The organism is Micromonospora sp. WMMD980, from assembly GCF_029626035.1.
Classification (GTDB): Bacteria; Actinomycetota; Actinomycetes; order Mycobacteriales; family Micromonosporaceae; genus Micromonospora.
The window spans coordinates 4659603-4674120 of sequence record NZ_JARUBE010000003.1; the positions used below are offsets into that span (position 1 = coordinate 4659603).

The window sequence follows — 14518 nt, forward strand, 5'->3', positions numbered from 1 at the left end:
GCCGTGCACCCCAGCAAGCTGATGGCCCTGCTGACCCTGGCACACCTCACCCTCGTCGACCGGGCCCGCCGGCTGCGCGACTCCGGCGACCGGGGCAGCGAGACCACCGAGAAGGTCATGTGGATCGCCCTGCTCGTCACCCTCGTCCTGGCCGTCTACGCCATCTTCCAGGGCAAGATCATCACCAAGATCACCGGAATCAACCTCTAGCCATGAACCGCACGCGACGAGGCAGGCGACGCCGGCTCGGTGGTGACCGCGGGTCGGTCACCACCGAGGTGGTCCTCTACGCGCCCCTGCTGTTCCTGCTCGTCCTCGTCGGCGTGCAGTTCGCCCTGTGGGCCCTGGCCCAACTCGGCGTCCAGCACGCCGCGAACCACGCCCTGCAGACCACCAGGGTATCCGGCGGCACCGCCGCCGCCGGCCGCGCCGACGCCGCAACCATCCTCGACCAAGTCGCCGGGCAGGTCGTCGTCGACCCGCGCGTGTCGGTCACCCGCACCGCCGACACCGCCACGGTGGCCGTGGCCGGCCGGGTGCCCGCCGTCGTGCCGTTCCTGCGCCTGCAGGTCAGCACCCACGCCAGCGCCCCGGTCGAGCGTTTCCGCCCCTCGACCCTGTCGCTGGCCCCCTCGCCGCCTGGAGTGGAAGGAGACTCGACATGACCCGCGAGCAGCGCCGCAGCCGACACCCACGCCGCTGGGCGCCGCGGCTGCGGGGAGACCGAGGTTCGGTCAGCGTCGAGATGGCGCTGAGCTACGTACCGCTGATGGTCCTGGCCGCCCTCGCGGTGGTGGCGTGCCTGCGCCTGGCCTCGGCCGCTATCGACGTCAACTCCGCCGCCGCCGCGGCGGCCCGCCAGGCGTCCCTCGCCCGCACCCCCGGCGAGGCCCGCGCCGCAGGCGCCGACGGTGCCTCCGCCACCCTGGCCGGGCGGGCCTTCACCTGCCAGCCGTCCACCGTCACCGTCGACCCCGGCGCGTTCGTCCCCGGCGGGCAGGTCAGCGCCACCGTGGCGTGCACCGTCCGCCTCGAAGACCTCTACGGCCTTGGCCTGCCCGGCACGATCACCATCCGCGGCACCTCACACCAGCCCCTCGACACCTACCGCGGAACAACGGCGCCATGAACCGGCTGCGTACCCGCCTGCGGCAGGCCCGCCACGACGACCGCGGCCAGATCACCCCGTGGACGATCTTCGGCGTCGTACTCGTCCTCATCCTCGCCGGCCTGGTCCTCGACCTGGGCCTGGGCATGTCGGACAAGGTGCGGCTGCTCGACGTCGCGCAGGGCGCCGCCCGGGCCGGCGCCCGCGAGATCGACCTCGCCACCTATAGGGCCACCGGCACTGTCCAGCTCCAGCCCGCCCAGGCCGCCGCAGCCGCGCGGAGCTTCGCCCAACAGGCCGGTGTCGACGGGCAGGTCACCGCGTCCGCCACCCCCACCGCCGTCACCGTCACCATCAGCGACACCCGGCCCACGCAGCTGCTGCACCTCGTCGGAATCAGCGCCCTGCCGGTGTCCGCGACCGCGACCGCCAGCCCTCTGACCGGCGTCACCGCACCGAACTGACCAGGACCGCCACCCCAACGACCGGGAGCCCCAGTGTTCGCATTCCTCGCCGCCACCGCCCGCCGGCTGGCCGGACTCGGGATCCTGGTGCTGCTCACCGCCGGCGTGCCGTACGCGCTCATCCGATACGTCGGCTGGCCGCTACCCCGCCAGGTCCCCACCTGGCAGGACGTCGGCACCGCCCTCACCTCACCGCTGACCGACGCCATGCTCGGCAACGCCGTCGTGTGCCTGCTCTGGGCGGTGTGGGCGGCGTTCATCTGGTCGCTGATCGCCGAGGTCGCCGAAACCGTCACAGGCATCCGCCTGCCGCAACCCCGAGCCATCGCGCCGGCCCGCGGGCTCGCCGCCATCCTGGTGGCCGCCATCAGCGGCGGCGTCCTCGCCACCGCCGCCCAGGCCGCACCGACCCTCACCCAGCCAGCACAAGCGACAACCGCCCACACCAGCGCCACCGCTACGGCCCCGGCAACCACCCTGCCCAGCAGCACCGTGCGGCTGGTGAGCACGGATGGGCACCACACGCAGACCGGGCAGGCACCCGCGTCGACGGCCGCCCTGCCGGGCATGGGAGATCCGGTGCCGGCCCGGCTGGTAGCGGGCCACGTGACGCTCGTGTCGTCCGGGCAGACCTACACCTGCGAGGTGCGGCGCGGGGACACCCTGTCGAAGATCGCCCAGCAGTGGCTCGGCGACGCCAACCGGTGGCCGGAGATCTTCGCCCTCAACCGGGGCACCCACTTCCGCGACACTGGCGGCACCCTCACCAACCCGAACCTGATCTACCCCGGCTGGACCCTGGAACTGCCCGACGACGCCACACCACCCGCCGGCACACCCCGGACCCCGCCACCCGCCGACCCCCCGGCGGCAGGCCCTGAACAGCCGACACCCGGCACCGCCGCGCCCGCGCCGACACCACCGAGCCAACCCAATCCGCTGCCACCCGACGCGCCGTCCGTGAGCCCGTCGCCAGGCTCCACCACCCGGGCACCGCATGACGGTGACGACGGCGTAGTCCACGTCCCTTCACCGCCGGTCTCCACCGCGCCCGCTGAGCAGCCGTCGGCCTCCGGAGCCTCGACGACGCCCAGCCCCGCGGTCGACGGGCAGCAGACACCCGGGCCGCGCACGGAGGCGTCCCCCGGTGTCTCACTCGGCACCGGCAGCTGGCTCGACGCCGGGCTCGTCGCCGCGATCCTCGCGGCCGTCGCCCTCGTCTGGGCCCATCGCCGCCGCCGCTACACCCGCCGGCCCGTGTCGGTCGACCTGCGCCTGGACGACCCCGACGTGGCGCCCATGCCGCCCGTGGTGAACCAGATCCGCCGCCTGCGCCACGCCACCACGACCCCCACCGACCCGGCTGGCCACGAGGTTCCGGACGAAAACCTCGGCCTGTTCACCGACCCGGCCGGCACCGAAGCGAACGACAAGACCGACGACGGCACCTCCGCACCGGACAGCCCTGACGCCTCCGATCAGGACGCCGGCCTGCTCGACGTCGACCGTCCGGGGATCGCCGGGCGGTACGACGAGGACGATCCTAAGACGCCGGCGCCTGCCGCGGACCCGAGCCTGGGCGATGACGCTGCGCTTCGCCCGGTGGTGCCGTCGCTGGCGCACCCGCTCGCCGCGGTCTGGCCGCCCGCCGGCCTGGGGCTCACCGGTCCCGGCGCGGAGGCCGCCGCCCGCGGGTTCATGGCCGCCGCCCTGGCCGCCGGAGGCCTCGACGCACCAGAGGACCGCACCTGGCTGGTCATGCCATCAGCGACCGCGGCGACGCTGCTCGGCGCCGGTGCCGTCGCGCTGCCCCGCACCCCGCGGCTGACCGTCACCGGTGGCCTGGACGAGGCACTCGACCTGCTCGAGGCGCAGACCCTGCACCGCAGCCGCATCGCCTACGCCCACGAGGTCGACACCGCCGCCGAGGCCCGCGCGGCGGACCCGACCGGGGAGCCGATGCCGCCAGTCCTGCTGCTGGCCGACGCCGACACCCGCCACCAGCGCACCCGTATCGCCGCGCTCCTCGCCCAGGGCCAGCGCCTTGACATCCACGGCGTGCTGCTGGGCACATGGCCCGACGGCGACACCGTCGTCGTCGCCGAAGACGGCACCACCAGCCGCGCCCACGGCGAAGGCTCCCGCCACAGCGGCCACCCGGCCGATATCGGCCGACTGGCCGTCCTCACCGCGTCCGAGACCAGCGACCTGCTCGTCACCCTCGCCGAATCCCACACCGGCCAGCCGCAGGCTCCCGCTCCGATCGAACCCGTCACCACCGCCCAGGCCACGACCGCCCCACCCGATGCGCAACCTTCTCCCGACACCGAGCCGGCGCCAGCCGACGTCCCCGTCCGCGAGGGTAACCACCTGCCGGCATCCGGCCCCGAGCCCGTGCCCGTCGCCCCGACAGCAACAGCGGGCAGCGCCAGCAGCGAGACCGCCCCGGCCACCCAGGCAGCTCCGCCCACCGACGCCCATGCCGGCGGCGCGGACACTGCCCGCGACGGTGCGCCCTCGCCCGCCGTGGAGGAACCGGACAACGACGGCGGGGCCGAGAACAGCCAGGAGGCCAGCCACGGGAGGGTGCAGGTCTCCGTCCTGGGCACCGCCGCGATCGTCGACGTGCCGCCCGGGCCGACGCTGCGCAAGAAATCCCTCGAAGTGCTCGTCTACCTGGCCGTCCACTACGGCGACGCCTCCGCCGAGGCGATCCTCGACGACCTGCTCCCCGACGCCCCCGCCAACAAGGCACCCGGCCGGCTCTACACCTACGTGTCCGACCTGCGCACCATCATGCGCCGCACCGCAGGACGCGGCAGCTACCTCACCCACCCCCACCAGCGCTACGTCCTCAACCGCGACGCCGTCGACGTGGACCTGTGGCGCATGCGCGCCGCGATCCGCGACGCCAACCAGGCCACCGACCCGGCCGAGCGCCTCGCCGCGCTGCGCCGCGCGGTCGACGCCTACCGCGGGCACCTGGCCGACGGCGCCGACTACGAATGGATCGAGCCCTACCGCGAAGCGGTCCGGCAGCAGGCACTCGACGCCTACCTCGCCCTGGTTGACGCCCTCACCGGTGACCCCGCCGAGCAGCTCACCGTCCTGGACGCCGCGATCGGCCACAACCCGTACGCCGAAGAGCTGTACCAGCAGGCGATGCGGGCCCGCGCCGCGCTCGGGCACCTCGATGCGATCCGCAGCCTGCGCCGTTCTCTGACCCGCGCCCTCGGCGAGATTGACGCCGAACCCAGCGACGAAACCATTGCCCTGGCCGACGAGTTGGTCGCCCAGGTGCAGCGTCCCGCCCGCCGACCCGACCTGCGGCCGGCACCCCGGCCCGGTGACGGAGCCGCCGCATGACCGCCACACCGCTACCCCGGCACACCTCCGCCCGTACCCCGGAGATAACAGAGGCCGACCTCCGGCACCTGACCCGCCTGCGGTGGGCCGTGCGGGCGGTGCTCGCCCTCGGCGTCGCCGCGTCGATCGCGGCGAACGTCCTACACGCCCGGCCGAACCTCATCAGCCAGGTCATCGCCGCGTGGCCGCCGCTGGCGCTGCTGCTGACCGTCGAACTCATCTCCCGCGTACCCGCGGACCGCCGCGGCCTGGCCGCCGCGCGGCTGATCGCCGCCGCCGTCATCGCCGGCATCGCCGCCTGGTGGGGTCGGGTCAGGGCGCGGTGCCGGCCTTTCGGTCCGGTCGTCTCCCTGACCCGCCCGCCCGAACCGGACGTGCGCGTCTCCGCGCATCCGGCTCTCCACGAGCACATGCCGTCAGGTCAGGTGCTGGTTGTGGCCGCCGGTTGATGCCATCTGTCCCACGGGGTGGGGATCTTCGTCCCGCGGTAGCGGTAGCGGTTGATCGCCACTTTCTGCGGGTCGAACAGGGTGATCCCCTCGTGCGTCGGTTTCCATCCAGGCAGGTACCGACGGATCAGGTGCTTCCACGGCACTCCGTCGTGGCGTTTGCGTATCCACCCGAGCACTCGCCGCCAGGCGTAGCGCGACAGGTAGCCGAAGGTGGCATTGGAGACGCCGTGACGGAAGTAGTTGCACCAGCCGGCAAGCGTCGGGTTCAACGCTTGCAGCAGGTCGGACAGATGCGCGTGTGCTGTTCGTCGGGTGATCGTCCGCACCTTGCCGACGATCGAGGCCAGGGCCTTCTTCGCCGGGTAGGTGTAGACGTACCGTTTGTTCGACCCCTGCTGTCGCCGGCGCTGGATGTGCCAGCCGAGGAAGTCGAACCCCTCGTCCAGGTGGACCACCTGCGTCTTCGGCCCGGACAGGCGAAGCCCGATCCGCGCCAACACCGCAGCGACTGTCTCCCGAAGCTCCTCGGCGTGCTCACGCCCGCCGGCCACCATGACGACGAAGTCGTCTGCGTAGCGCACCAGCCGCCAGTTGCAGCGGCCGGTGCGGAGCCGGTTGTGCCGCCGCCACGGGCTGCCCATCTCGTCCTGCCACGCCGCGACGAACCAGTCGTCGAGAGCGGACAGGGCGATGTTGGCCAGCAGCGGTGACAGGATGCCCCCTTGCGGCGTGCCAGTGCTCGTCTCCTGGTAGCCGGTATCGGCGCTGAGCACCCCGGCTTTCAGGAACGCCTTGACCAACGCCAGCACCCGCTTGTCTGCGACCCGTCGACGCACCCGGTCCATCAAGGCCGCGTGGTCGATCGAATCGAAGCACGCCTCGATGTCCGCTTCCAGCACCCACTCGTAGCCCTTGGCGCCGAAGTGGCGGATCTCAGCGATAGCGTCGTGCGTGCGCCGTCGAGGCCGGAACCCGTACGAGCACGGGCGGAACCCGGCCTCGAAGACCGGCTCCAGCACCAGCTTCAGGGCGGCCTGGACCACCCTGTCCCGCACGGTCGGGATCCCCAGCCGGCGCAGCCTGCCGCCGGACTTGGGGATCATCCGCTCCCGCACGGGCAACGGGGTGAACGCACCGGCCTTGACGTCGGCGCGCAGCTCGGCGAGAAACTCATCCTCGCCACGCAGCACCCGAATGTAGTGGGCGGTCTGCCCGTCCACTCCGGCGGTGCGGGCACCCTTGTTCGTCCGCACCCGCTCCCACGCGACCATCAGGAACGCGGGATCGGTGACAAGGCCGAACAGATCATCGAACCGGCGGGCCTCATCCTCGCCCGCCCATCGGTGCAGCTTCGCCTGGATCTCCAGTACCCGCCGCTCCGCCTGACCCAACTCGGGCCACCCGGACGGCGGCGCGCCAGTATTCACCGGCGACCTCCTGGCATTCCAGCATCTCCGCTGCGTACTCGCTGTCGCCCTTCGCCCCGTGGTCGGCTTTCCCGACCTCCGACTACTACGGCGACTCCGCCCCCAGCCGGAACCGTCAGCTGACGGTGCGCCTGCCCCACCGGCACGGCCTGGCTGGCCGACAGGCGGGGCGGTCCCGGACGGGTTCCCACGTTCACCACACGATCGTTCATCGGGTTAGGTGCCCAGCTCTGCCCCTGCGACCTCGCCACGGCTACGCCGCAGACCTTCACCGTGGCCTCCCCGCCAGCCAATACCAAACCAGCCAAGGAGTTACCCGACACCGAACCGGTGCCGGGATACGCGCCGCAACCCAGCCCACATCCGCCAGATTCGAGCTGGTGCCTAGTCTTGAGAGGCTTTACACGCTGGTTCCTCACGTACACCTTCCCAACTTGCTTGCCGGACCCGAGCCGTCTGGCAGTGCCAGCCCGTCCCGGCGTTGTCAGGGCCGCTTCCCACCCACACCCGGCACCTCCCGGAGCAGGCTGCCCTCAGCTACACCGCCCTGCTGCGACAGGAACGGCGGTGGCGGTCTTTCACCTCCACTCGATCGTGCAGCGCCTCGTGGCGCACGGTGAGTTACTGGCACATGGTCGGCGTCGCCGCCCGCTACGGCGAAACTGGCGCCGCCGCCTCCTACCTGCTGCCCATCTCCGTCGACGGATTGGTCGTCGTGGCTAGCATCAGCCTGGTCGAGATCGCGGGACGGATCCGCACCCCCTCCTTCAGCCCGGTCGACGGCCGGCAAACCGCTACCGCTCCAACGGAGACGCCATCCCCGCCGGCCGAACCCCCAAGCCTGGAAGCACCGGCCCCCGCATCCGAGCCGGTCGGCGCGACGCGGCTGGCCGGAGGCTACGACGCCTCGCCGCCGCCGCGGCCGGAGGCTGCGAACCGTGGCGATGAGGACAAGCAGCTGGCTACGGAGATCGCCGCGGACGCGTCGACCGGTTCGCGCGGCACCGAGGAGGTGGCACCCGAACCCGGACTGGTCGACGCCCGCGACCACGACGACGCTCACCACTTCCGGACCGGCGATGAAGCCTCGGCGCCCGGAGACACGACCCCGTTGCGGGGAACGGACCTGTCTCACCTCGACGCGGACCGACCTGGAGCCAACTGGTCCCGCACCACCGGGTATCCGGCCACGCCGATCGAGAACTCCGACGAGCGGGACTTGGTGAATCCCCCGGCTGACGCCGAGGACGCTGAACCGGACACCATCGAGGACCAGGGACAAGACCCCGAACCTGACCCGGGCGACGGCAGAAGCGGCCCAGTGGTGCCGTCCGACACCGCCGGGGCCGTGGCCTACTGGTACCGCCACGACCCGTCCCTGCACCCGGCCGACATCGCCACCAGAATCGGCCGCTCGGAACGCACCGTCCGCCGGTACTGGCCGCCCGTACCGCGAACCGCCAACGGACACGACATCAGCCGTTCCACCGAGCAGGTAGGCGCCTCGTGACCACCGCGTGACGCAGACCGGCAGCGCCCCCGCGCCCGCAGCCCTCGCCGCCAACCACCCAGACCCCGGCCCTTGAGACGCGAGAAGCACGAATCGCCTGGGGGCGCAGGGCGCCCATGTCGGCCTTGTCGACATCCGCAGCTCGCCGGCGACCTGACCGCTGAGTCGCCGCAGTAGACAGAATCTCGACCGTATACGGTGACTTCGCCGAGCCCCAGTGACGCCGGAATCTGCCGAGTTGAGTGCACTTGATCATTAGATGTGGACACCAAGTTTTGTGGTTGCATACGCCCAGATGCAGAGTGACTTGGGTAGCAGTCAACCGTGCGTCCTCATTCCCCCTGGCCGGGTAATGTCTGGCCAGGTACACAACGCGATTACTGCGGAGCCTCACCATGCTCGAAGCGAGCGGAACGGGCTTTAGTTAGAGCGGCAGCCAAATCCGTGTTAGTCCACCCCTCAGCGGTCCAGAACGATTTCCTGAGTCTCCAGTGCTCTAGTGGAATTCCCCTATATGAGGTCGGGCCGACCGCGAAACCCTCTGGGGTCTGTTGTATACCCTGCTGATCCTTAGGCGCGGCTCCGATCGGCTTCATATCCTGGATTGGCACGTACTCGGTCATGGCACTGAAGCACGGCACGGCTGCGATGCCCGGCTTGCCCGGGACGGGTGACGGAGATCGAGGAATGCCGCCCGCCAGCATCCGGTAGCGCCACCCGTCGACACACGCTTCACTGGCCAACTCTAGGGCGAGGTTCACTTCACGCTGCGTCGGAGTCTCACCCTTGATCTCCAGATGAACCTTTGCATGAGGCAGTCGGAAGTCTGGCAGGTAGCGGCCAGACGGCAACTCCCACCCCTCATGCTCGTACTCCCATCGCACGTCCATCAGGTCCATGAAGAAGGCCCACCGGGCCTCCAGGCGGCTGCGAAAACGGCAGCCCGCGTAGTGGGTCTCGATCGCCTTCATCAAGTCATTCTCCTAAGCAACGTCGAGCTGGGTGCATCCGGGCTCACTCATCTAATCGCGATCTAGTTACCAGCCTGCGTCCGCCGATTACTCATCAGGAATAGGGACCGCGGGTCGTCGGCCCAGCCGTCGTCGCAGCGTCCCGGATATTTCGCGCCTGGACCTTTGCGCATCCGGCGCACCTGACGCTGTACAGGAAGAGCGGTACGCCGATAGGCCTGACCGAATCGCGCTGCCAATGAAGAAAGGACCGGTCTCCTTACTCCGGACACGGTGAGCTGCCGGGTGCGTGCGTCCGCTCGGGCCATGTGACCGGTGCCGGTGGGTTATCTCAGCGATGGCCATGCTGGTGGTCCCTGTGAGAACGTGGGCAACCACCTGACAAGTCGGGTTAATGACGCGGGTTGGCCCCAGGCCTACCCGGAACTCGTCGCGTTCGCCGGTGACGTCGGCGGAGGCTAGCCACAGGCCGGGTTCGCGGGCTCGTCGGATCCTGATCTGGTTGTGCCGTTCCTGCCACCAGAGTGCTTTGTCTCGACGCATCATGTTCTGAGCGGGCATCAGCAACAGCTCCGCTCCGCCTCCGGCGACGGCGGCTGCCGCGTGCGGGAACTGGGTGTCGTAGCAGATGTTGGTGCCGAACCGTACGTTGGCGTGTTCGAAGACCGGGTAGGTGTCGCCCGGAGCAAAGATCGACTCCCCGCTGGTCAGGTGCGTCTTGCGGTATGCGCCCAAGGCCTGTCCGTCGGCGATGACCAAGCGTGTTGTGGTACCGGCCGCGGTGCCACTCGATGATGCCGAGCACCAGCATCTGCCGGATCCCGGCCAGCCGGTCCAGCAGCGAGATCAGTTCCGGGGAGGCCAGCTCGAGGGCCTGGTCGCGGACGTGTGGCTCGGTGACCAGGTAGCCCTGCAGGAAGCATTCGGGGAACAGAAGCACGTCAAGCTCTGCGCGTGTTGCCTGCACGGCGAAGCCGTGGATCGTGTCCACGGCCGCGTCCACGTCACCGAGGATCTCCGGGGTCTGGCATGCGCCGATTCGCACGACGACACGGTACCCGTCGATGTGGGCCGGCGGGCCTGGTCGTGCGCGGGCTCCGGGCGCCTGTGGCGGCGTCCGGAGCCCGGGCGGCGGTGGTCGGTCCGGTGGTCCGGTTACAGCTGGGCGATGAGCGGCTGTGCCTGAGGGTCGAAGTTGTACCCGCTGTCCCAGGGGAATCGGCCCTGCCGGTCGGGCCACACGAGCTGCTGGAGGCGGATCTGGTCGCGGCCGTAGCGGTTGATCGCCATGCTAGGCAGCAGCTCGTCGGTGGGTGGTCCGTCGATGATGATCGCGTCGTAGCCGGCGATGAGGTCGTTGATGCGCTGGCCGTGGGTGAACCGTTCGGCCTTGTCGTAGACCCGGCGGGCAAGGTCGTTGAGCAGGCTGTGGGCGACCTCGGGTGGCAGTCCGGCGGTGATCAGTTCGGGGTAGTCGTGGGCGGTGAGCCCGACGGTGTAGGCGAACGGGGCGGTGGTGTCGGGGTCGTCGTCGGTGGGCAGGACGTGGGTGACGGCCCAGCCGGTGGTGTCGATGATCCGTTCTTGGCGTTGGAGGAAGTCGTCGGTGTTTGGCACGTACTGTCTCCTGGTCATTCGGGCGTACGGGTGGAGTCCGGGTCGGGTGGCTCGACGTCGACGAAGCCCCAGAGTCGTTCCATGACCTGGAGTTGCCAGGTGCGGTAGCGGTCGGCGAATCCGCGGCAGATCGCGGGCGGGACCGCACTATCGGCGTAGGGCAGTGTGGAGTGGCAGATGATGTATCCCGCCGCACCCCGTGCCTCGGCGACCATCTGCTTGAGTCGGCCGGGGTCGAGGTGCATCGGGTTGCCGGGCTTGAAGATGCAGGTGGAGCACTCGCGGGCGAGCAGGCGAGTCTTGCGCAGTTCCGGGTCGCCGACGCTGAGCCGGGATGACCGGTCGGTACCCGGTTCGTCGACGGGATCGAACATGCTGTCCATAATCAACTCCTGGCGTAACGGCGTGGGGCCCGCATCCGTCGATGCGGGCCCCACGAATCCGAGTGAGCGGAAGGCCTCGGTGCCCGGGCGGCGCCGGTATGGCCTGGTCAGAGCCGGCGCAGCCAGGTCAGCACCGTGTCGATGTCGGCACGGCGCAGCCCGTGAGACGGGTTGACGGGGTGGAGCAGGGTGGGTACGCCGTCGCGGGTGCGCTGGTCGGCGGTGGTGGGGTCCTTGCCGCCGAACTCGTCGTCGAGGACGGCAAGTGCCCGCCGCGTGGCCCAGGGGTAGAGGGCGGAGAGTTTGCTCTGGTGGCCGAAGCGGACCCCGCCCGCGTGGACGGGGACGTGCGGCCAGGTGGTCGGCAGGTCGAGTCGTGGGGCGATCCATTGGGCGGCGAGGTGGTTCCAGCTGGTGCACCACACCGGTTGGGCGTGTTCGGCCAGTTCCCGCAGCCATGGCCCGTGGTCGGGGTGGAGCCAGACGGTGCCGGTGACGTGCTGCCCGTCGGGTCCGGGTCCGTCGTAGCGGTGCGGCTGGTAGCCAAGCGCTGCGGCGTGGGCCGGGTTGGCGGGGTTGAGGACGCCGTCGACGTCGAGGTCCACGATCGGCGGAAGCTCTGGGTGTGCCAGGGGTCGGGTGCTGGTCACGGCTGGGCCTCCTGAAGGGTGACCGGGTGCAGCGGCACGATGAGCCGGTCGGCTGCGCGGCCGGGTCCGCCGTCGGGTTGCCAGGTGTCGGCGGCGGTGTGGGTGGCGAACGGGCCGATGGCGGCGAGCCAGCCTTGGGTGCGGTCGAGTAGCACGAGGACGGCGGTGCGGGCGTCGTCGAGGGCGGGCCGTAGGGCCGCGGCGAGGGTGGTGGGCAGGTCGACCCAGCAGGTGGCGGGTAGGGCTGTTGTGGCGGGGTCGTGCAGCGGCACGGGTTTGGTCGCGGCGAGTGTGGTGCTGTCGAGCGCGAGCATGGGGGCGAGGGAGCGGGCTGTTTCGGCGCCGCTGGTGGGGCCGTGTGCGGCGAGTTCGCCGCCGGTGTGAACGGCGAGCAGCGCGTACGGGTCGCGGATCTCCAGGGAGTCCAGGACTGCGAGGGTGATCATGTCCCCGGTTCGCAGGTCGCCCAGGGTGAGCAGGACCGGCCGTCCGTCCGGGTCGCGGGTCCAGGTGATCACGTCGAAGTGTTCGCTGGTGACGTCGCCGAGACGTCGCCAGGCGCGGTTGTCGGTGTCGAAGGGGTGTTCGTTGTCGGTGCCGAAACGCATGGGATGAGCTCCTTGTGATGGGCGGCGTCGTATCGCGTCCGGACGTGGCCCACCGGGTCATTGGGGACGCGATGCATGGACGCTTCGATGGCGCGGGATGGTCAAGTCGCGGACCGGCGGCGAGGGCCGTCCGCTGCCGGCCCCGCGAGACGTGGCGGGTTGCCGGCGGCAGCCCGCCTCTGCGGGGCTTGGGTACGTCGTTGGGGGTGGCCGCGCGCGGCGCTGCCCGGCCACGGCCGTTGCAGCGCCGCGGCGCGGGGGTGGGACTGGTCGGTCGCCGGACGGCTCGGCTGGGCTTAGGCCTGGGTGAGCGCGGTGACGGCGGCGTCGGCGATCGCCGCGACGGCCTCGACGGGATCGGCGACAGTGAGGGTGGTGGTGTGCGTGAAGGTGTGCCTCCACATCTGGTCGGGGCCGGTCAGTTCGCTGTCGGCGAGCGGGTCGGCGGGGTGCAGCCACAGCACGGCACAGCCGGCCTGGTGCAGGGTGGTGACGAGTTGTTGCCCGGCGGGGATGTCGTCGAGGTAGCCGTCGGAGACGACGGCGAGCATCCGCACGGTGCGGCCGTGGCGTAGGTCGAGGAGTTGGTCGGCGACCTTGACCGCTTCCGGGAAGGTGGCGGTGGCGAGGCCGCTGCGCATGGTCAGCACCTGCGTGGGGCGGGTGCGTGGGGGTACCAGGACGGTGGTTCGGTCGCCGAAACCGATGGTGGTGGTCGTCGCGTCGGCGCGGCGTGCCGCGGTGGCGAAGATCCACGCGGCGGAGGACATCGCCTCGGTGTAGCGGTCCATCGAGCCGGACAGGTCGACCAGGACGGCCAGGTGCAAACGGGGTTTCTCCGGCGGCAGCTGGGCGCGTTGCTGCCAGGGAGCGGCGGTCGGGAGTTGCCCGGCGGCGATTTGTGCTTCGGCGGTGATGGCCTGCCGGGTTCGCAGCCGGCCGGGTGGGATTACCGAGGGGCGCCGGCCGGGTTCGGGGTGTTGGGTGCGGGCTTGCCGCAGCCGGTTGGCGAGGTCGCGGGCCGCGCGGTGTTCCTGCTCGGTCGGGTCCCGGCGGTTCCACTCCGACGGTGGGCTGTGTCGGTGGGCCAGCAGCGCTGCGGCGTACTCGGCCGGGGTAACGCCGGCGGCGACGGCGAGGTAGTCGACGAGGGCCGCGGCGAGGCGGTCGGCGAATTGCCCGGCGTCCGGTACGGGGGTGTCGTACTGCTGGTCGGGGTCGATGCCGAGGACTTGGCACCACCGGCGGGCCAGGCAGATCATGGTGTCGGCGTCGGTGTCGTCGCAGGTGTGGGCCTCGCGCCAGATGTCCCGCAGTTGCCGCAGGCGTTTGCGTCCGAGGACGCCGGTGACGGCGGCCCGGACCGGGCGGACGTCTTTGCTGGTGACGATGCGGGCGTCGACGCGGGCGAGCAGCAGGGCGGCGAGTTGCCCGGCGTGCCACGCGTCGTCAACGGCCGCGTCCTCGGGGTCGAGGAGGGTCGTCACGACGTGGCGCAGCCAACGGCGGTCGCCCCGGCGGCGGGCGCGTTGGCGTCCTTCGGCCCGGGATTCCTCCAGCATGTCGGCGACAGCGGCGAGGATCGGCGGGGTGCCGGGCGGGGTGGTCCAGCGGCTGTGCGCGGCGTGCGCGGCGCCGTGCACGAGCAGCCCGTATCCGGTGGGCACGAGGCGCTTGTGTCGGGCCTTGGCCGGGTCGGTGACGTCGGGGCTGTCGGCGATGTAGGTGGCGTCGACTTCGATCCGGTTCAGGGCGGGGTAGAAGCACTCGGGGGCATCTCCGGCGGCGCCGGGGGCGACGAGGACGGTGAGGTCGGTACGGCCGGTCAGCAGCGGAACGTGCTGGGTCCACGCCGCGGACCAGTCATGCCAGTCGCTGGCGCCGGCCGGCGTCGGCGGTGCGCCGTGCTGGAGGTGGGTGCGGGGGTGTGACACGGATTGGCTCCTTCCAGAAGTCTGAGGT

13 protein-coding genes and 3 pseudogenes are annotated in these 14518 nt (G+C 71.0%); 7 read left to right on the top strand and 9 right to left on the bottom strand.

Annotation, left to right across the window (positions count from 1 at the left end; genetic code table 11):
- Nucleotides 1-3: 3 nt before the first annotated feature.
- The 6 genes and pseudogenes from O7618_RS21875 to O7618_RS32270 all read left to right on the top strand — a co-directional run.
- The gene (locus tag O7618_RS21875) at nt 4-210 is read left to right on the top strand and encodes a hypothetical protein (RefSeq protein WP_170839468.1); all 207 of its coding nucleotides are present in this window, start codon (nt 4-6) and stop codon (nt 208-210) included.
- Nucleotides 211-212: 2 nt separating this feature from the next.
- Entirely contained in the window at nt 213-665 is a 453-nt protein-coding gene (locus tag O7618_RS21880; RefSeq protein WP_278107993.1) for a TadE/TadG family type IV pilus assembly protein, read from the top strand.
- Between the two features lie 80 nt (nt 666-745).
- Nucleotides 746-1129, top strand: coding sequence for a TadE family protein (locus tag O7618_RS21885; RefSeq protein WP_082171467.1), 384 nt, complete (start codon nt 746-748; stop codon nt 1127-1129).
- A complete protein-coding gene (locus tag O7618_RS21890; RefSeq protein WP_278107995.1) occupies nt 1126-1572 on the top strand; it encodes a pilus assembly protein TadG-related protein in 447 nt (148 codons plus the stop codon). The genes O7618_RS21885 and O7618_RS21890 overlap by 4 nt, the downstream gene beginning before the upstream one ends.
- A 33-nt stretch (nt 1573-1605) precedes the next feature.
- On the top strand, nt 1606-4938 hold the full coding sequence (locus O7618_RS21895; protein ID WP_278107996.1) for a BTAD domain-containing putative transcriptional regulator: 3333 nt from the start codon (nt 1606-1608) through the stop codon (nt 4936-4938).
- Nucleotides 4939-4982: 44 nt separating this feature from the next.
- Nucleotides 4983-5240, top strand: a pseudogene (locus O7618_RS32270) (hypothetical protein); the annotation flags it as partial.
- A 119-nt stretch (nt 5241-5359) separates the two neighbouring features.
- On the opposite strand, the gene ltrA reads toward O7618_RS32270, so the two are convergent.
- Nucleotides 5360-6817, bottom strand: coding sequence for a group II intron reverse transcriptase/maturase (gene ltrA, locus O7618_RS21905; RefSeq protein ID WP_278107998.1), 1458 nt, complete (start codon nt 6815-6817; stop codon nt 5360-5362).
- A gap of 601 nt (nt 6818-7418) precedes the next feature.
- Here ltrA and O7618_RS21910 point away from each other — a divergent pair.
- Nucleotides 7419-7574, top strand: a pseudogene (locus O7618_RS21910) (DUF2637 domain-containing protein); the annotation flags it as partial.
- A gap of 1130 nt (nt 7575-8704) precedes the next feature.
- On the opposite strand, the gene O7618_RS21915 reads toward O7618_RS21910, so the two are convergent.
- The 8 genes and pseudogenes from O7618_RS21915 to O7618_RS21950 form a co-directional block, all read right to left on the bottom strand.
- Complete coding sequence (locus O7618_RS21915; protein WP_278107999.1) at nt 8705-9298, bottom strand: hypothetical protein; 594 nt, start codon at nt 9296-9298, stop codon at nt 8705-8707.
- 87 nt (nt 9299-9385) lie between these two features.
- Nucleotides 9386-10057, bottom strand: a complete 672-nt coding sequence (locus tag O7618_RS21920) for a carbon-nitrogen hydrolase family protein (protein ID WP_347405390.1) — start codon at nt 10055-10057, stop codon at nt 9386-9388.
- 61 nt (nt 10058-10118) lie between these two features.
- Nucleotides 10119-10538, bottom strand: a pseudogene (locus O7618_RS32275) (nitrilase-related carbon-nitrogen hydrolase); the annotation flags it as partial.
- On the bottom strand, nt 10454-10915 hold the full coding sequence (locus O7618_RS21930) for a DUF4262 domain-containing protein (protein ID WP_278108000.1): 462 nt from the start codon (nt 10913-10915) through the stop codon (nt 10454-10456). The pseudogene O7618_RS32275 and the gene O7618_RS21930, both read right to left, overlap by 85 nt.
- Nucleotides 10916-10929: 14 nt before the next feature.
- A complete protein-coding gene (locus O7618_RS21935) occupies nt 10930-11298 on the bottom strand; it encodes a hypothetical protein (protein WP_278108001.1) in 369 nt (122 codons plus the stop codon).
- Between the two features lie 107 nt (nt 11299-11405).
- On the bottom strand, nt 11406-11948 hold the full coding sequence (locus tag O7618_RS21940; RefSeq protein WP_278108002.1) for a hypothetical protein: 543 nt from the start codon (nt 11946-11948) through the stop codon (nt 11406-11408).
- Nucleotides 11945-12556 (bottom strand): hypothetical protein, encoded by a 612-nt coding sequence (locus O7618_RS21945; protein WP_278108003.1) that lies wholly within the window; start codon nt 12554-12556, stop codon nt 11945-11947. The genes O7618_RS21940 and O7618_RS21945 overlap by 4 nt, the downstream gene beginning before the upstream one ends.
- Before the next feature lie 296 nt (nt 12557-12852).
- The gene (locus O7618_RS21950; RefSeq protein ID WP_278108004.1) at nt 12853-14490 is read right to left on the bottom strand and encodes a VWA domain-containing protein; all 1638 of its coding nucleotides are present in this window, start codon (nt 14488-14490) and stop codon (nt 12853-12855) included.
- Nucleotides 14491-14518 lie beyond the last annotated feature (28 nt).